At 35.0% G+C, this 17830-nt stretch carries 17 protein-coding genes; 9 read left to right on the top strand and 8 right to left on the bottom strand.

All coding sequences use genetic code 11. The features are described from left to right. The first annotated feature begins 180 nt into the window (after positions 1 to 180). The gene (locus ACT53H_RS08060) at positions 181 to 444 is read left to right on the top strand and encodes a hypothetical protein (RefSeq protein WP_476008995.1); all 264 of its coding nucleotides are present in this window, start codon (positions 181 to 183) and stop codon (positions 442 to 444) included. A 142-nt stretch (positions 445 to 586) separates the two neighbouring features. Here the strand turns inward: ACT53H_RS08060 and ACT53H_RS08055 are convergent, their stop codons facing one another. From ACT53H_RS08055 to ACT53H_RS08045, 3 genes are all read right to left on the bottom strand, one after another. Continuing rightward, positions 587 to 925, bottom strand: coding sequence for a hypothetical protein (locus ACT53H_RS08055; protein ID WP_151962770.1), 339 nt, complete (start codon positions 923 to 925; stop codon positions 587 to 589). 451 nt (positions 926 to 1376) lie between these two features. After that, positions 1377 to 1778, bottom strand: a complete 402-nt coding sequence (locus ACT53H_RS08050; protein ID WP_476008994.1) for a J517_1871 family lipoprotein — start codon at positions 1776 to 1778, stop codon at positions 1377 to 1379. An 86-nt stretch (positions 1779 to 1864) separates the two neighbouring features. Continuing rightward, positions 1865 to 2692, bottom strand: coding sequence for an RsiV family protein (locus ACT53H_RS08045; protein WP_476008993.1), 828 nt, complete (start codon positions 2690 to 2692; stop codon positions 1865 to 1867). Positions 2693 to 2880: 188 nt separating this feature from the next. Here ACT53H_RS08045 and ACT53H_RS08040 point away from each other — a divergent pair, with 188 nt between their 5' ends. The 6 genes from ACT53H_RS08040 (at position 2881) to ACT53H_RS08015 (ending at position 8622) form a co-directional block, all read left to right on the top strand. Then, positions 2881 to 3270: a hypothetical protein gene (locus ACT53H_RS08040; protein WP_004792487.1), complete on the top strand. Its 390-nt coding sequence runs from the start codon at positions 2881 to 2883 to the stop codon at positions 3268 to 3270. Between the two features lie 116 nt (positions 3271 to 3386). Further along, entirely contained in the window at positions 3387 to 4268 is an 882-nt protein-coding gene (locus ACT53H_RS08035; protein ID WP_004792488.1) for a LysR family transcriptional regulator, read from the top strand. A gap of 244 nt (positions 4269 to 4512) precedes the next feature. Continuing rightward, positions 4513 to 5217, top strand: coding sequence for a CoA transferase subunit A (locus tag ACT53H_RS08030; protein ID WP_004792489.1), 705 nt, complete (start codon positions 4513 to 4515; stop codon positions 5215 to 5217). Between the two features lies 1 nt (position 5218). Further along, positions 5219 to 5860: a 3-oxoacid CoA-transferase subunit B gene (locus ACT53H_RS08025; protein ID WP_004792490.1), complete on the top strand. Its 642-nt coding sequence runs from the start codon at positions 5219 to 5221 to the stop codon at positions 5858 to 5860. Positions 5861 to 5974: 114 nt separating this feature from the next. Next, the gene (locus ACT53H_RS08020) at positions 5975 to 7384 is read left to right on the top strand and encodes a short-chain fatty acid transporter (protein WP_476008992.1); all 1410 of its coding nucleotides are present in this window, start codon (positions 5975 to 5977) and stop codon (positions 7382 to 7384) included. A gap of 65 nt (positions 7385 to 7449) precedes the next feature. Further along, positions 7450 to 8622, top strand: coding sequence for a thiolase family protein (locus ACT53H_RS08015; RefSeq protein WP_476008991.1), 1173 nt, complete (start codon positions 7450 to 7452; stop codon positions 8620 to 8622). 49 nt (positions 8623 to 8671) lie between these two features. On the opposite strand, the gene ACT53H_RS08010 is transcribed toward ACT53H_RS08015, so the two are convergent. The 4 genes from ACT53H_RS08010 to ACT53H_RS07995 form a co-directional block, all read right to left on the bottom strand. Next, positions 8672 to 9565: a LysR family transcriptional regulator gene (locus ACT53H_RS08010; RefSeq protein WP_003651675.1), complete on the bottom strand. Its 894-nt coding sequence runs from the start codon at positions 9563 to 9565 to the stop codon at positions 8672 to 8674. A gap of 233 nt (positions 9566 to 9798) precedes the next feature. Further along, complete coding sequence (locus ACT53H_RS08005; RefSeq protein ID WP_476008990.1) at positions 9799 to 10692, bottom strand: LysR substrate-binding domain-containing protein; 894 nt, start codon at positions 10690 to 10692, stop codon at positions 9799 to 9801. Between the two features lie 545 nt (positions 10693 to 11237). After that, the gene (locus ACT53H_RS08000) at positions 11238 to 11459 is read right to left on the bottom strand and encodes a hypothetical protein (RefSeq protein ID WP_014206692.1); all 222 of its coding nucleotides are present in this window, start codon (positions 11457 to 11459) and stop codon (positions 11238 to 11240) included. A gap of 110 nt (positions 11460 to 11569) precedes the next feature. Next, on the bottom strand, positions 11570 to 11752 hold the full coding sequence (locus ACT53H_RS07995; protein ID WP_476008989.1) for a hypothetical protein: 183 nt from the start codon (positions 11750 to 11752) through the stop codon (positions 11570 to 11572). Between the two features lie 412 nt (positions 11753 to 12164). On the opposite strand from ACT53H_RS07995, the gene ACT53H_RS07990 reads away from it, so the two are divergent. Further along, positions 12165 to 13583 carry an aspartate ammonia-lyase gene (locus ACT53H_RS07990; RefSeq protein ID WP_004792497.1) on the top strand — a complete coding sequence of 473 codons (1419 nt, stop codon included), beginning with the start codon at positions 12165 to 12167 and terminating at the stop codon, positions 13581 to 13583. A gap of 55 nt (positions 13584 to 13638) precedes the next feature. Here the strand turns inward: ACT53H_RS07990 and ACT53H_RS07985 are convergent, their stop codons facing one another. Beyond that, positions 13639 to 15843: a TonB-dependent siderophore receptor gene (locus tag ACT53H_RS07985; protein WP_476008988.1), complete on the bottom strand. Its 2205-nt coding sequence runs from the start codon at positions 15841 to 15843 to the stop codon at positions 13639 to 13641. Positions 15844 to 16359: 516 nt separating this feature from the next. Here ACT53H_RS07985 and ACT53H_RS07980 point away from each other — a divergent pair. After that, positions 16360 to 17646, top strand: coding sequence for an MFS transporter (locus ACT53H_RS07980; protein WP_476008987.1), 1287 nt, complete (start codon positions 16360 to 16362; stop codon positions 17644 to 17646). The last annotated feature ends 184 nt before the right edge of the window (positions 17647 to 17830 follow it).

The raw sequence follows: 17830 nt of genomic DNA, 5'->3' as shown, positions 1-17830 counted from the left end.
TATCCTTACAATGTGGCCTACTTAAAACCTTGTATTTCAAGAGTAAAGATTATTATCTTTTTTGAAAATGACAAACTTTAACAACTCGAAATCTTTTGTAAATTAAAGCCAACTAACAAACTCACTAAAAAGTATTAATTTCAGTAAAATTAAAAATTATCTTTAATTTGTGGATGTCTAATGGAGAACCATGAAATTATTCTTCAAGATGAACATCATAAACAACTTAAGATTGTCAAAGTTCAGGATGTACGTTTTGATGTAAATACGCTTAACAATAGTTATCAATGGTTATGGGTATTTGATCATAGTTCAGAGTTTTTCCCTTTTGAGTTGTGGGATCAGCTCGACAATGCAACTGTTCATCAAAATATAAAGCTAGATAATCATGTTTTTAAAATTATCAAAATTTTGACAAAGAAAACTAAAGTTAGGCCCTCTTAAGATATAGCTGTATAAATAAAATAGAAGCTTAGGAAATAGGCATTCCTTAAAGTTTTTAAATCACTACTGGCGTAGCAAGCCAAGCATATAGAAATTGTTCTTGGCAATGAGTTTGTTAAATTTTTTCAATTTAATTCTGAGACTAAATAGCCTCTATGACAATATATTTTCCTTCATAGAAAACACCATCTGCACTTGTTTCTTTTAATTTGCAATAAATCGCAATTGGATGTGTCAGTTTTTTATTTTCTTCACTAGGGACATGAGTAATCCCAGATAAAAAATTTGAATTATCATTTTCTAAACTCCAAGACGTACCTTCATCTTTATGCCATTTATTATTTGGATATTTAGAATCTAACCATTCAATACACTGCTTCATAGTTGAGAATTTTTTTGTTTCCTCTTTTTCAATTTTTGATGCTGCACTTACCGAGGCTCCAAACATCAAGAATAAAGCTCCAATTAAAGTTTTCTTCATGAAATTACCCTTTATTATTAATAATTAAAATTTAAGAGCTTAAGATATAAAAAAAACATCCTTAGGTAGATTAGTTTTTAGGAAGAGTTTTGTTAATTTCACTACTGGCAGTTTCATGAAGTTTTAATAAGTTGAAACTTTCATAGTTAGCTAAAATACAAAAAAGAAGAGCAGCTAGCAAAACTAGGGTTATCTTATTCATTTCATTTTACCTTGAGATTTTATTTTTTTAATCCCAAAATGCTACACGAAAATATTATCAAAACCTTAATTGTTAACAATCTACCACAAATTATTACAAAAACTATTTGGAATAGTTAATTACCTTTTCTAAATCTGGTAATAGTCAAATAACTGATGAATGAACAACAATGACCAGACAGGATTTTTATGCCAACTTTGTTTTTCTCATGGCCATAAAAAACTATTGAGGTTTTATAAAGGTGGTTATCTATAATTCTTTGACACACTTTAATGAAGCTGCCTTTAAGTCATTATCAGCTTTGTAGATCATATTTGAACTAGAGGCACTTAAAATTGCTCTAGCTTCAATTATATCTTTGTTAAGAATCTTAACGTCTAGAATCATACCATTTTCAATGTAAATCATATTATTTGCATACTTAATTTTGTTGAAGACAACGTGTCCACTCGTATCGTCACAAAGTATTCCATTGCCATCTGCTTCTAGTTTTATGGTTGATATGCTTGGGCCGATCGAAATCGTCCATATGCCTGATATTGAAGGTGTTGAAGGCTGCAGTTCACTAAAATTATTATTAGTCATTTGAGTAGTTGGGCTTACACACCCACTTAATAAAAAAATTAAGCTTAATGCAACTATCTTTTTCATAAAATTATCCATTTTAATTATGAGTAAAATTTAACAGTTCAGAAAATAAAAAACCACCTGAAGGTGGTTTGAGTAATTTATTAATCCTACATTTCAGTTTTTAAAGTAGGCATTGGCGGTAAAAAGTCTGATTTTATCAGTTGATCTGTATCATACAGTACTAAACTCACAGGACCTGCGGCATATGGAGCCAATTCGTAAAGCTGATAATCAAAAGTAACACCACCAGATTGATTGATATAGAAATTTTCACTTACTTTAAAGTCTTCTTTGCTAATAGAGGGTTCCATATCATTTTCTTGGCACCAATATTCGTACTGTTTCCATAAAGCATCTTTAAGTGCATCCATTTTTCCATTGACTACAATATCTTTTAGCCCAATGCGCTTTTTGCTTTTTAAGTCAAAGATATAATCTTCAAAAGTTGATATACCATGAGCTCCGCCAGAATATTCCGAGCTAACTTTCGAAATTTGAACATATTGACCAAATTGTCCATTAAAGCGATAAACTACACTTTCTGACCAGTTATTAAGCCCCTCAGCTTGGGTTTGATTTAATTGCTTTTGCTTTTCTGATACGGGAGTAAGTGCATCTGTATAATCTTTACGGATTTCTTTATCAATGACTTGATCAATCCAACCAATATTACTTTTAAGTGCAATTGCTTCTTTAGAAGTACATACAACACCCTCAACATCTGGATTAGGTCCACAAATTTTGGGTTGTTCAAATTTCACAAGAAAACTACTCGCTATCATTGCAGGAATTTGATTTTCTTCTTTTTGAGAGTCTTCATTAGCTTTTATATTGGACGTTTTTTCTGCTTTTTCTACAGGTTTCTCCTCAGCTTTTTTAACACAGCCACTTAATATAAGTGGTATTACGACCAAGCCAAGCATAGTTTTATTCATTAATATTACCCTTACACAATTTCATTTATCTTTTAAATTAAGTTTTAAAGAATTTAAAATTCATAAATATTTTAATTGAATTAATACTGTCTTTATATTGAGATATAGTTTTTTTTGATAAACCGCATTTATTTAATCATAATTATTCAATAGAATGCCAATGTAAAATCTTGATAAGAAAACAAAATATGATGTGGATTAAATTTATATTATACCCTTTAGGTATGTTTGTACTGTGGCAAATCATTTTCATCAGCGAACAGCTTTCTTTAGAATTTTTAAATGCACCAGAAATACTTGTAGCTATAATAGCCCTGATCATAAATTGTGGTATGCAAATTTGGATTGGCTATAAAGTTCCTCAATTAGCACCGAAATATAAATTTGTAGCGAGTACTACATACATTATCTTCTTCACTTTTTTAGTAGCAATTTATTCAACAACTATTTTATTAGAAGGCTTAAAAGTTGCCCCTCAAGCAATTTGGCTAGGTTATTTATTTTTTCATGTCGTTGGAATGGCTCTATATTTTGCAAATAATACCGATGAATTCTGCTTGGAAAATTTACTAAAATAATTCAGCATATTGTTCTCTACTTTCTTTTTCATAATTTTTTGTCAAAAAACATCATATTAGACAAATTTTCGTATAAATTACCCTTCTAGGTGAGCTGAGCAATCTAAAGGAATGAAATGACGCTTAAACAATTAAAAGCTTTTTTAGCTCTTGCACGTACCCTCAACTATGCCAATGCATCTTTAGAGCTACATCTAAGCCAGTCTGCTTTAAGTCTCACCATCAAGAGTTTAGAAGAAGAGTTAGGCGGTAAATTGTTTAACCGTAACACACGTCGTGTTGAGCTTACCCAAGAAGGTAAATCCCTCATTCCCTATGCTAAAAAATTACTCGCCAATTGGGATGAAATGGAGAACGATGTCAAACAACGTTTTAAACTCAATCGCGGAACCTTAAGTATCGCCTCAATGCCCTTTGTGACTCATGCAATTCTGCCTGAGGTGATTCATCAATTTTTAGAACTTCATCCCAACCTGAACTTTTCAATTCAAGATATTCCAAATGAAACCATTATAGAAAAAGTACAAGACGGCATTTTTGAACTTGGTATCTGCTTTGAACCTGATCTCACCGAAGGCTTAGAATTCAAGCCACTGTTTGAAGAAGATTTCTTAGCTTTATTACCTAAGACTCATTCACTCGCTCAATTACCTTCTATTACATGGCATGAGCTTTGTTCAAATCCATTCGTGACCTTACAAAAACCTTCAATTGTTCGATATTTAGTTGAGCAAAATTGTTTGCGAAATAATATAACGCTCGATTTGAAAGTTGAATGTCATCAAATTTCATCACTTTCAAGTTTTGTGGCTTATGGAATTGGAGTAAGTGCGATTCCAAGGCACTTTGCTAAACACATTGATAAAGAACACAACGTATTGATTGAATTAAAGGATGAGTCTATTCATAAGACTGTAGGAATTGTTTATAAAAAGAACTTTGAAATTTCAAATATTTCGACTCAATTTATTGAGGCTTTAGTTCAATATAAATTTTAAAAAATTAAAGACTGCATTTTAGGATGAGCTAAGCAGACGCTTAAGCTAAATTTTTTATTTTTATATTTTTCAACATCTTAAAACATTTTATTAAAGATTTAAGCGTTATATACGACTGCTTTTTTATTGTTAATTTGATAGTATTCATTGATTATACTTATTAATCCTTTAAAAAAATTAACTTCTATAACACGAAATGAGATGCTAAAACTAAGATTACTAAGGGATATAGGATAACAATAGAATGAATAAAGTTTATGCCAATGCAGAGGCAGCACTGAAAGACGTTATTGCAGATAATCAAACACTTGCTGTTGGCGGTTTTGGTTTATGCGGAATTCCTGAAAAACTGATTGTTGCAGTTAAGCAAAGTGGTGTGACTGGTCTTACTTGTATTTCGAATAACGCAGGTGTAGATGATTTTGGTTTAGGTATTTTGCTTCAAACCAAACAGATCAAAAAAATGATTTCTTCTTATGTTGGTGAAAACAAAGAATTTGAGCGCCAATATTTAAATGGTGAACTCGATGTTGAACTTACACCACAAGGTACTTTAGCTGAAAAGTTACGTGCTGGCGGTGCAGGAATTCCAGCATTTTATACTCAGACTGGCGTCGGTACACTCATTGCCGAAGGTAAAGAAGAACGTACCTTTCATGGCAAAAACTACATTTTAGAAGAATCTTTAACAGCAGATGTTGCTCTTGTTAAGGCCTACAAAGCAGATAAAGCGGGTAATTTAGTATTCCGTAAAACTGCTCAAAATTTTAATCCTGAATGTGCGATGGCTGGAAAAATTACAATCGCAGAAGTTGAACAGGTTGTTGAAATTGGTGAATTGGATCCGGATGAAATCCATTTAGCGGGTATTTATGTAAACCGTATTGTACTGAATGCATCACCTGAAAAACGCATTGAGCATAAAACTTTAAGCACGGAGGCAGTATAAAATGGCTTGGTCACGCAATGAAATGGCACAACGTGCTGCAAAAGAACTTGAAGACGGTTTTTATGTCAATTTAGGTATTGGCTTGCCTACTCTAGTTGCCAACTATATCCCTGAAAATATTAATGTTTGGCTTCAATCTGAAAACGGTTTATTAGGTATTGGCGAGTTTCCAACTGAAGAAACGGTTGATGCTGATTTGATTAATGCTGGTAAACAAACAGTCACTGCTCGCCCTGGTGCTGCTTTTTTCTCAAGCTCAGAATCTTTTGCCATGATTCGTGGTGGCCACGTCAACATTGCAATTTTAGGAGCAATGGAAGTTTCTGAAAATGGTGACTTGGCTAACTGGATGATTCCAGGTAAGAAAGTCAAAGGTATGGGTGGCGCAATGGACTTGGTTGTTGGTGTCCAAAAAGTTGTAGTGCTTATGGAACACTGCGCAAAAGATGGTACGCCAAAAATTGTGAAAAACTGTAGTTTGCCTTTAACAGGTAAAGGTGTGGTTCATCGCGTAATTACTGACCTAGGTGTAATGGACATTACTCCACAAGGTGTTGAGCTGATTGAACTTGCTAAAGATGTCACGCTTGAACAGATTCAAGCTGTTACGGGCGTCGAATTCTACAAAACCTTAGTCGCATAAAATAAATTTTTAGTAATAAATATAAGGCTTAAGTTAGAAAGTGAGCTTGAGTCTTAACCCTTTTAAGCACCGGATGTGCTGTTTATAAATAAGAACGAGAAGGATTTTTCAGCTATGGAAAAACAGCAAGGAATTTTTGAAAGATTTGCTCTTCGGATTAGTGACTGGTCTGAAAAATGGTTTCCTGATTCATATATTTTTGCTCTACTTGGCGTCATTATTGTGTCTGTTGCCGCCTTAGGTATCGGTGCGCCAATTCACGATGTCGCGACTTCTTTCGGTAACGGTTTCTGGAGTCTTATTCCCTTTACCCTGCAAATGACGATGCTCATTATTGTAGGTTATGTCGTTTCTGTTTCTAAGCCCGTAAAATTTCTTATTCAAAAAATGGCACGTATTCCCAGTTCTGGACGTGGTGCTATTGTTTTGGTTGCAACTGTCAGCTTGTTAATTTCATTGGTCAATTGGGCTGTAAGCACGATTCTTACTGCACTTTTAGTGATTGCATTAGCAAAACGTAAAGAGCTGAACATGGATTATCGCGCTGCTGCGGCAGCGGCAATTATTGGTATGGGAGCAACGTGGGCTCTTGGAATCAGTTCTTCGGCTGCACAGCTTCAGGCAAATAAAACCAGTTTACCTGAGTCAATTTATAACCTGACAGGTGTTATTCCATTTACCGAAACGATTTTCCTTTGGCAATCAATTGCGATGACCATTATTTTGGTGATTGTTTCAATTGCGATCGCGTATTGGTCAGCTCCAAAAGGTAATAATGTTAAAACGATTGATAGTTTTGACGTTCAATTTGAAGAAGACAAACCACATGAGGAGAAATCAACGCGTCCGGGTGACTGGTTAGAAAACTCGCCGATTTTAACGATTATTGTGGTTGCTTTAGGCTTAATCTGGATGTTTTTTGAATTTTCAAAAAGTAATCCAATCATCGCTATTTCAAGCTTAAACACATACAACTTTGTTTTCTTAATGCTGGGTCTAGCGTTGCATGGAACACCACGAAACTTTTTAAATGCTGTTTCAACGGCAGTTCCAGCCGTATCAGGCATCTTAATTCAGTTTCCACTTTACGGAAGCATCGCCTTTATTATGACGCAAGCTTTAAACAGCCAAGATTTATCGCTTTCGCATTATATAGCCGAGTTTTTCGTTTCAATCGCCTCAAAAGAAACCTTTGCAATTGTGATGGGAATTTACTCTGCCATCCTTGGATTTTTCGTACCATCTGGCGGTGGAAAATGGATTATCGAAGCACCATATGTCATGCAAGCAGCAAATGATTTGAAAGTTCATTTGGGCTGGTCTGTACAAATTTATAATGCAGCCGAAGCTTTACCGAACTTAATCAATCCATTCTTTATGCTTCCAATGTTAGGCATTTTAAAACTAAAAGCAAAAGATGTGATTGGTTTTACAGTCACTCAGCTTGTTGTGCACTTCCCGTTAGTTTTATTTTTATTATGGTTCTTTGGAAGAACGCTTAGCTACACCCCACCCACTTTTTAATTTATTGGCGTCTTTAGTTTCGACTAAAGGCAAATTTAGCAAATACATCAATAAGAGATATTAAGATGAGTTCAATTGTTATAGTTTCAGGTAGTCGTACTGCAATGGGCGGTTTTCAAGGCAGCCTATCCGCTTTAACCGCACCAGAACTTGGCGCTGCTGTAATTCGCGAATCTATTCAACGTGCAAGTGTTGCACCAGACCAAGTAGATGAAGTTATTTTTGGTTGCGTATTGAGTGCAGGCATAGGTCAAGGCCCTGCTCGTCAGGCGATGCGTAAAGCTGGTGTACCAGATCATGTGGGTGCAGTCACCATCAATAAACTATGTGGTTCTGCTATGAAAGCGGTGTTAATGGCTTCAGACACCTTAAAAGCTGGTAGTGCCAATATTATTGTTGCAGGTGGCATGGAATCTATGACCAATGCGCCGTATATTCTGCCGAAAGCTCGCGGTGGTTACCGTATGGGTCACGGTGAAATTAAAGACCATATGTTTTTAGATGGTCTTGAAGATGCTGAAACAGGCCGCTTAATGGGTTCTTTTGCTCAAGACATGGCAAACACCAAAGGTTTTACACGTGAGCAAATGGATAACTTTGCGATTTCTTCTTTGAAAAAAGCGCAAACTGCCATTACCGAAGGTTACTTCAAAGAAGAGATTGTTCCTGTTGAAGTCAAAACACGTAAAGGTGTTGAAGTTATCGATCAAGATGAACAGCCATTAAAAGCTAATCTTGAGAAGATTCCAACATTGCGCCCAGCTTTTAGTAAAGATGGAACAATTACAGCTGCAAACTCAAGCTCCATTTCTGATGGTGCTGCTGCGTTAGTACTTACCACAGAAGAATATGCTCAAAGCCATGGCTTAAATACTTTGGCAAAAATAGTTGCAACTTCTACGCACTCGCAGCATCCAAGTGAATTTACCATTGCTCCGATTAGTGCGATTCAAAAAGTGCTTGAGCGCGCTGGCTGGTCTGTTGACGAGGTAGATGCTTGGGAAATTAATGAAGCTTTTGCAATGGTGGCAATGGCACCAATTCATGATTTAGGTATCGATGAAGCAAAAGTCAACGTACATGGTGGTGCTTGTGCTTTAGGACACCCAATTGGAGCAACTGGCTCAAGAATTATTCTTTCTCTTATCTATGCTTTAAAACGCCTAGGTAAAAAGAAAGGTGTTGCCGCGTTATGTATTGGTGGTGGTGAAGCTACAGCGGTCGCAATTGAAATCTAAAAATTAAATCACACAGAAGGTGTAAGCGTTTTTCTTACACCTTCTTTTTTTAGACTTTAAAAAGTTCATAACAGGTTTGGCGGAACCACTTATGGCTACTTTTATGATGGCAAGACATATGCCAATGTTGTTTAACATCATAGGTTGGGAAGTCTAGAGGCGCCGGTAAAATCTGTAAATTTTCTCTAACCAATAAAACTTGGCTTAAATAATACGGTACCGTTGCAATCGCATCTGTTTCTTGTACTACTAATCCCACTCCTAAATAACTTGGTAATCGAATTAAAATATTTCGATCCAATCCTTTGTTCTGTAATTCATTTTTAATATGGTAATGCCCAATTCCTGCATCAATATCAATATGATATTCACGCATATAATCATCTAAAGTGAAATTGTTTGGGTCTAAACGAGGATGGCTTTTTGAGCTAATCACCACATAATGCTGTTTAAAAAACTTTTGTTGATAAAAGCCTTCTTCTAACTGGGGTAAAAAGCCAATTGCGAGGTCAATTTCACCATTTGCCATTTGGTAGCTGGTTTCTGGCGTAATCGGCCTAATATTTAAGCGAATTAAAGGCGCTTTCTCTTTCAAATAGTTGGTTAATTGCGGTAATAAAACCAGATGAGAGACATCTGTCATCGCAATTGTAAAAAGCTGATCTGAAGTTAGCGGGTCAAAGTTCACACTAAAGTTATTAATGCTTTCAACTTTATCAATCACTTCACTAATGAGTGGAAAGATTTCTTTAGCCAATTCGGTTGGAATCATTTCATTTCCAACACGAATAAAAAGTGGATCATTAAAATGCTGACGGATTTTGTTCAGTCCATTACTAACGCTCGGTTGTGTAAGGCCAATAGCATCGGCAGCCATTGAAACGCTTTTAAACCGATAAATATGATAAAAAATATTTAGTAATCTACTATCTAGATCAAACAAAATTGTCTCCGTCTGGATCAAATAATCCATTCAAAAGGAATGAAATCAGGTATAGCATATATAAGAATGCCCACTAAATTTCTGAATTATTGATATATGGTCTAAATTAACAAAGAATCTAGACCATGAGCAATGCTTTATAAAGCCTTTCATCACAAAGACAAAGGTATGAGCTCTTTAATTGATTACTTTGTATGTAAATATGTTGAACACATCACATATCATTATAAATTTTAATCATGCTGAGTTTGGAAGCCCTTCCAGATTTGCTGAACTGATTTGTTATCACTCAAGTTATTTTTAAAAATATAAATATCTTGTGGCAGACAATACTCATTATGATCCAACATGACCAATTTTCCGGTAGCGAGATCTTTTTCTACATTAATTTTTGGAATCCATGCGACACCTAGACCTTGTAGCACAAGTTCTTTCAAATTGGTGGCATTGTCAGTCTCATATAAAGTTTTATAGATCAGTTTACCTTCGATCAGTTGATCTACCAATTTTCGCAAATAAGCGTGTTTACTATAAGCAAGCAAAGAAAAATTACTCTGAATTGTATGCTTAGGCGTATGGTCGGCTTCGGTAGCTGATACTGGAACAATCTCTGTTTCAGCAATCTTGATGCCACTTAAAATATCATCACCAACCCGATTAATATTAGATCGATCTGCATAACAAATCATAAAATCACAGGCGCCTTCTTTTAAAAGAGATAAGCCTTCACCACTATTCGTCGCGACAATTTCAATTTTTAAATCACGCATAAACGTTGGGAATTTTTTTAAAAAAGTAGTCAAAAAACCTGATGCTAATGAATGGACAACACAGAAACGAATCGTTGATTCGGTTTCATTTTTGATATTTTTAATCAGCTTGGCTGTTTCTTCTACCTGCTTCTCAATATTTTTAGACATGACCAACATAATTCGCCCAATGTCGGTAAATTCAATATTATTTTTATTATTTCGAATAATAACTTCAGCACCAATCATCTCTTCTATTTGCTGAATTCTACGCGTAAAAGCAGATTGACTAATAAATCGTTTTTCGGCTGCTTTTGAAATAGAACGCTCTCGTTCAAGTGTCAAAAGGTCTTCTACCCAACGTACTTCTAAGTTCATTTTTGCATTCCCTTTTTATAGTTATGTCCTTAATTTGTCTGGTTGGGAAGCTGAATAAATAGCTGAATAGATGAATAAAAACTATAAAACATGGGAGTACCTGCAAAAATGCGATGGAGGGTTGGCAAAGCCAAACAATAAAAGTAAGTATTTAAATAATTCTGACATAGAAAAGAGCGTAAGAGAATAAAAGACTTTGATTTAACTCAACAACTCATACAAATATAAAATTATTACTCTAAAAATTATTTTAAATCAAAAAGTAAGAAGCATATAACGCAAGTAAATAACAAGTTTTAAGTTAATAAAAAATAGAAATAATCCTATGCTTTACTCATGTTTTATTTTTTATAAAAAAAGTCCGCACCTTGGGGAAGAATACGGACTGTAAAACTAAAAATGACTATCTTGCTTATTTCAGGAATTAAGCTCTCTGACTCAATAAATTCATTTAAATCAGAAGATATGCTTGCAGTATAGCTCAGTCCACAAAACCTGACTATTCTACTAAAGTATTTAACTTAAGATTGAATTAAAACGAATTCTTAATATTCACCAATGAGGTAATATAACTTTCTTGAAATTTCAACCATCATATTAGAAGTATATTGAGTAATTTCAAAAACTTGCTTTTTCTGGGGATTGAACACCATATTGTCATTTTCATCACTAAAAAAGATATAAGTGGTGTATTTATCCATATGGTGGATATGCTCTTTTAAGCTTAATTTTTCCCCAGAATTGGGATCATAGGCGATAAACTTCATTCTCATGAATTTTGTCTCTATACATACAGTCTTTTACCCAAATTTTAAGAAAATCTAGATAAAACAATATTTTGATGGATAATATGGAATGGTTAACCTAAGAACTAAGGCTACTTGTAAGATATGGGCACAATACTATTAGCCTTGTTTACAGAACTTTCAGCAGAAGCGATTGATTGCTCTGCTTCTTTAAGCAGACGAGAAGTTTTAGACTCACTTTTCTCTTCACCGTGGAAAAGCACATAGTATGTAAAACTTCCCAAAATAATTAATGCGGCTGTGACTTTTAACATAAACTTAAAACTAAGATTTTTTCGTATTATAGTGTTTTTTATGTGAAATGCATCACATTTTTATATAAATTTGTTAGATAAACTACATTTCCGGTTTAATTATCCTCATTAATTTAGTTGATATTTCACTTAAATTAACAAGTCTAAAATTGTGCATGCAGCTCTTTTTCAAATTACATCTTCATTTAGTTCATCATAGAACTTTTTATTTTTAATTTATCTAAAAAGTAAACTATTAATTTATAAAATAAAATTTAGATGTAATGTGTGAAGAAAAAAGTTTTTCTATTTTTAGGTTTAGAAAAGGAAAAAATTGATATGCAAAAAATGCATAATTAACTTGATAAATGCATTAGAAGAGAAGCATTTCGAAATCTAATATGAATTATCTTCTTTACTAATTCGAAGTTTAATGATGAACGCTGAAATTACCACCCGTATTGAGAAGGATCTTATTGGTTATAGAGAAATCAATAATAATGATTATTACGGAGTTCAAACATTACGTGCTCTAGAAAACTTTAACTTAACACAAAGCAAAGTGGGAAATTTCCCTCATTTAATTAAAGCATTAGCAATGGTAAAACTTGCTTGTGCTGAAGCGAACTATAATCTTAAAAGCTTAGATCAAACTAAATTTGAAGCGATTGAATACAGTTGTAATCAACTTATTCGCGGTAATTTTCATGACCAGTTCCCGATTGATATGATGCAAGGCGGTGCTGGTACTTCAACCAATATGAATGCAAATGAAGTATTGGCGAATGTTGCTTTAGAATATATGGGACATTCTAAAGGTCAATATCAGTATCTACATCCTAATAACGACATTAACATGTCACAGTCAACAAATGACGTGTACCCTACTGCGATTCGCTTAGGTTTGTTATTAAGCTTAGATGAATTAAATCTTCCTTTTAATAATTTAATCTTAAGTTTCCGCAACAAGTCTCAAGAATTTGCTCACATCTTAAAAATGGGTCGTACTCAGTTACAAGATGCTGTGCCTATGACACTAGGACAAGAATTTGGTGCTTTTGCAGTAACTCTACAAAAAGATCTTGAACAAATTAATACGCTTATTCCAAATGTTTTAGCTTATATGAACCTTGGTGGTACCGCGATTGGTACAGGAATTACCACTGAATATAGTTACCGTGAACTTGCGATTCAAGCGCTTGGAAAAATTTCTGGTAAGAAAATTAAGTCTGCTCCTGATTTAATCGAAGCAACTTCAGATATGGGTGACTTTGTTCTTTTATCTGGTTTATTAAAGCGTACCGCAACTAAGCTTTCAAAAATTGCCAATGACTTGCGTTTACTTTCAAGTGGTCCACGTACTGGTATCAATGAAATTAACTTAGAAGCACGTCAACCAGGTAGTTCAATCATGCCGGGTAAAGTAAACCCAGTCATTCCTGAAGCGATGAACCTTGCTTGCTTCCAAATTATTGCAAATGATTTGGCTGTAACTTTAGCTGCTGAAGCTGGTCAATTACAGTTAAATGCAATGGAACCACTTATTGCATTCAAACTATTTGAATCTATGGATTTGCTTGGTAACGCGATGGCAATGTTCCAAAGTAAATGTATTGATACGATTACGGCGAACCCTGAGCATTGTAAAGCTTTAGTTGAAAACTCAATTGGTATTGTGACTGCGCTTAACCCATATTTGGGTTATGAAACTACAACTCGTATTGCTAAAACTGCAAACGAAACTGGACAAAGTGTATTGGCACTCGTTCAGAACGAAGGCTTATTATCAGCACAAGTGCTTGATGATATCTTGTCGATTAATAATATGGTTAAACCAAAGATGTCGGCTTAATTCCTGAAAATAAAAAAGGAGCTTTTATAAGCTCCTTTTTTATTTGTTCTATATTTTAAAAACTGAAAGTTGTAGAGAACTGGGCTGTACGTGGATTACCTAAGAATAAATAGTCATCCCCCATAAATGCCCCTACATCACGCCAATATTTCTTATTAAATAAGTTATCAATATTGAATCTGAAGGTCGTGTCATGCCCAGCAAAATTTGTTTTATAGGCAGCACCAATATTAAAGACACTGTATCCGCCTACTTTTGCAGTTCCCTCCTTATTTGCATATTTACTGCTACTGTATTGCATACCACTGAGTAATCTTAACCCTTCAACTGAAGGTACTTTATAAGATAACTGTGCAGTTGCGCGGACTTTCGGAACATTTTGAGTTTGATGGCCTTTGTAGCTGTCACTCTCAATATCAACAAGACGTGATTTCGTATAGGTAACCCCTGAACTTACATCGAGTGTATCGGTTAGGGCACCAGTTAAACCTAACTCAATACCTTGATTGTGCTGTTCACCTTGCTCAACAAAATCAAATGTTCCATCTGCATTAACTTGGCTATATTGATTGTCTTGCTTTAAATCAAAAATAGCTGCTGTTACCAAAAAGTTTCGAATTTGTTGCTTAACACCAAGTTCATATTGTTCAGAATTTCTAGGTGATAAAACTTCTAGAGGATTATTAGCAAACCATGGAGCTTCTCCACCATCCGATAATCCTTTGGCATATGATGTATAAAGATTAGTCGTAGCAGTTGGACTATACATAAGCGCTAATTGCGGTAAAAACTTATTTAAATCGGTATCTCGGCTTTGCTGACCATCTGCTTTATAAGCTTGCTCATCAAGATGAATAAGTTTTCCCCCCAATAACGTTGACCATTGATCGTTAAATTGAACTCGGTCAGAGATTATAAATGCAGTCTGATCACTTTCTAGGGCTTTGTAACGATCACCTGGAATTTCTGATGATGGACTGTAGTCAATCGTATCTTCAAAGATATTGCCTGTTCCTACCGCTACATTCAGTGGTGTATGGTGCTTTAAGGTTTTATAAGTACGTTGTAATTCGAAAGCTACTTGATGCTGAATGTTGCCAGTGTTGAATTGACCATTTAACCCAGCAGTAAACTGGTTAGTAACACGTGTGTCATCTGGGCTGCGGAAGTCATAAATGTCATAGTTACCGTGTTTATCAAAAGTATTACCTAAGCCAGTAACTTCACAAATATCGCTATAACATCCCCACGGGAAAGCACTATTATCATCAATCACAACACGGCTTTGAGATGCACTTAAGCTACCATTCCATTGATCATTAAATGCGTATTGATATTTTAAACTCGCATTTACACTGTTATTTACAACAGGTTTACTCCAAGACTGATAACCCAACAAAAGATCTTGATCTACATTTGTTGGTACTTCTTGCCCATCAAGCAGTTGATAACCTGGTACCGAACGTTGGCTTTGATGCTGAGCTTCAATGTCAAACAGTAGTTTAGAGCGATCATTAATTTTCCAGTCTAAAGCTACTGAACCAAACTCACGCTTACCATTTGCATGATCAACATTTGGATGAATACTTTCATGCGCCAAATTGATTCGATAACCGAAACTATCATTAACAAAGCCGCCAACATCTGTTGCCAGTGTGTAGCCGCCTTCTGAATTTGCATCGACCGTAATAGTTTTAACATCGGCAGGTCTTTTGGTTACATAGTTAACCACACCACCTGGTGTCGACATGCCACTTTGAATCGCAGAAATGCCTTTTAAAATCTCAACTTGCTCTTTATTTTCTAAAGCTACATTTTGCTCGCCACGTATGGTATGGCCGTTAATGAGATAACTAGAGCCTAAATCGAGGGCAAAACCACGTGCTACAAAGTTTGGATAATAGCCAATGGCAGCGTAGCCATCTCCTAACGATGAATCATTTTTAATAACATCAGTTAGCGTTTTTGCATGTTGATCTGCTATGCGCTCAGAGGTAATGGTGGTAATAGATGCAGGAACTTTCTTTACATCGCCTGTTTGAAAACCAGATAAATTAACTTTCTTTGATGTGTATAGCGCATCATTATTTTGGGCGGCGTTCACAGTAATGGTTGGGAGCTGGGAAACCTCCGCTTCATTTGCATAAACGACAGATGTTATGAGTGCAATAGATGAAGCCAATGCTGTTTTAGAGCATGTCATGAAGTGAAGATTTAACGAACGTCTTTCCATTGAATAACTACCTGCCATACCGTGCATAATTTGAAGCGCTAGAAGTAACTACTGAGCCTATTTTTAGCCACGCAAGAATACCGCTACATATATTGAGAAACAACTTATTCTGTATTTTTTCGATTAAGTGAATGTGATACAACTTTTATGGGCTTATCATTATATAAATTTCATGTATTTTCTTAGAAATTGACGCTATAACTTTTTAAGCATTACCAAATATTCAAAATAAACTTAAGCTAGAAATGGTACTCAACAGGAGAAATAGAACAGAAAAATAATATTGTTAAATTAGCTTACTGATTTTAAATACTATTAATTATCAAGTTAAGACAAAGGAAGTGTTCGATCATCGGTAAAAATATCATTAAATCGAACAAAAGGACGTAATCTCACTAGAATCGAATTTTAAAATTAGAAAAAATGAAGGTTTAGGAATTTAAGGACATGCTCAGGATTGAGTGATATTTAAAGTTTCATTCTTTTTTCTATCCAGCATATCTAAAAATTCCTCGTTTTTGTCTGCAAAATGATGGAAGAAATATGACATACACTCAGGAAGAAAAACGTAGCAGAATACGTGGGATTGTAGGCGCAGCCTCTGGTAATTTAGTTGAATGGTTCGACTTTTATATCTATGCAGTATTTGCTGCCTACTTTACTCAAGCTCTAACTGCACCAGATATGGATAGTACGACTAAATCTATCTATGTGTGGGGGGTATTCGCTGCAAGCTTTTTTATGCGTCCTATTGGTAGTTGGGTATTTGGGCGTATTGCAGACCGGCATGGTCGAAAAAAATCGATGGTCATCTCAATTTGTCTTATGGCTTTGAGTTCTTTTTTATTTGCAGCCCTACCCACTTATGAACAAGTTGGCTTATTTGCCCCTTTCCTTTTACTAGTCGTACGCTTACTTCAAGGTCTATCGGTAGGTGGTGAATATGGTGCTGTAGCAACATATATGAGTGAATTAGGCTTAAAGGGTCAACGTGGTTTTTATTCCTCTTTCCAATATGTCACCCTTTCTGGTGGCCAGTTACTTGCCAGCTTACTTGGCGTTATTTTATTAACGTTTTTAAGTGAGCAACAATTACTTGATGGCGGGTGGCGTATTCCATTTGTTATTGGTGGTTTTGCCGCAATTTTATCTTTACTGGCACGTAGCCGCTTAGAAGAAACACTTTCTCATCAAGACAGCGAACGGAAAGAATCTGGTAGCTTAAGAGAGCTCTTTAAAAAACATTGGAAAACTTTTTTATTGGTGGTGGGTTATACCTCGGCTGGTTCATTAACGTTTTATGTAGAAACTGTTTATTCAAAAACCTATTTAACCAATTTAGGAATGGACGGAAAAACCGTTGGTTATATCATGACCTTCGCACTATTTGTCTATATGTGTGCTCAACCTGTATTTGGCTCAATTTCGGATCGTATTGGGCGACGTTCTTCAATGCTAGCATTTAGCTTATTATCTGCGATTTTTATCTATCCAGTCATGGCCATTGGGATGCCTAATTATATAGATTCGCCGATTATCATTGCCTTACTACTCATTTTTATGATGATGATTCTGAGTTTCTATACCTCTATTAGTGGTTTGGTAAAAGCAGAAATGTTCCCACCTCATGTACGAGCTTTAGGTGTAGGGTTTTCTTATGCTGTAGGGAATGCGCTGTTTGGTGGTTCTGCACCTTCGGTTGCCTTGCAGTTCAAAGCCGCTGGAATTGAAAATACCTTCTTTATTTATGTGATTGTCATGCTCATTATCTGTTTCTTGTGTAGCCTTGCGCTTCCTAAAAAACCCGATTATTTAGAACATGATCATTAGAAAATAAAAGATAGATATTCTTCTAGAGATTTTTTTAGAAGAATATCTTTTTAAAATAATAAGAAGTTCATTTTTATTCTGTATTTTATAGCTGCATAGTACATCTAACTTATTTAATTCAGTAAAAGTAACTAGTTTTTAATGTTCTTGATCCATATGAATCAATTTTTTTGATGGGATAAAA

The organism is Acinetobacter sp. DMC2 (genome assembly GCF_056314305.1).
This window is presented reverse-complemented; position numbering and strand designations above follow the sequence as displayed.

Coding starts and splice junctions, on each gene's coding strand:
- ACT53H_RS08060 (WP_476008995.1), top strand. CDS start 181: ATGGAGAACCATGAAATTATTCTTCAAGATGAACATCATAAACAACTT.
- ACT53H_RS08055 (WP_151962770.1), bottom strand. CDS start 925: ATGAAGAAAACTTTAATTGGAGCTTTATTCTTGATGTTTGGAGCCTCG.
- ACT53H_RS08050 (WP_476008994.1), bottom strand. CDS start 1,778: ATGAAAAAGATAGTTGCATTAAGCTTAATTTTTTTATTAAGTGGGTGT.
- ACT53H_RS08045 (WP_476008993.1), bottom strand. CDS start 2,692: ATGAATAAAACTATGCTTGGCTTGGTCGTAATACCACTTATATTAAGT.
- ACT53H_RS08040 (WP_004792487.1), top strand. CDS start 2,881: ATGATGTGGATTAAATTTATATTATACCCTTTAGGTATGTTTGTACTG.
- ACT53H_RS08035 (WP_004792488.1), top strand. CDS start 3,387: ATGACGCTTAAACAATTAAAAGCTTTTTTAGCTCTTGCACGTACCCTC.
- ACT53H_RS08030 (WP_004792489.1), top strand. CDS start 4,513: ATGAATAAAGTTTATGCCAATGCAGAGGCAGCACTGAAAGACGTTATT.
- ACT53H_RS08025 (WP_004792490.1), top strand. CDS start 5,219: ATGGCTTGGTCACGCAATGAAATGGCACAACGTGCTGCAAAAGAACTT.
- ACT53H_RS08020 (WP_476008992.1), top strand. CDS start 5,975: ATGGAAAAACAGCAAGGAATTTTTGAAAGATTTGCTCTTCGGATTAGT.
- ACT53H_RS08015 (WP_476008991.1), top strand. CDS start 7,450: ATGAGTTCAATTGTTATAGTTTCAGGTAGTCGTACTGCAATGGGCGGT.
- ACT53H_RS08005 (WP_476008990.1), bottom strand. CDS start 10,692: ATGAACTTAGAAGTACGTTGGGTAGAAGACCTTTTGACACTTGAACGA.
- ACT53H_RS08000 (WP_014206692.1), bottom strand. CDS start 11,459: ATGAAGTTTATCGCCTATGATCCCAATTCTGGGGAAAAATTAAGCTTA.
- ACT53H_RS07995 (WP_476008989.1), bottom strand. CDS start 11,752: ATGTTAAAAGTCACAGCCGCATTAATTATTTTGGGAAGTTTTACATAC.
- ACT53H_RS07990 (WP_004792497.1), top strand. CDS start 12,165: ATGATGAACGCTGAAATTACCACCCGTATTGAGAAGGATCTTATTGGT.
- ACT53H_RS07985 (WP_476008988.1), bottom strand. CDS start 15,843: ATGCACGGTATGGCAGGTAGTTATTCAATGGAAAGACGTTCGTTAAAT.
- ACT53H_RS07980 (WP_476008987.1), top strand. CDS start 16,360: ATGACATACACTCAGGAAGAAAAACGTAGCAGAATACGTGGGATTGTA.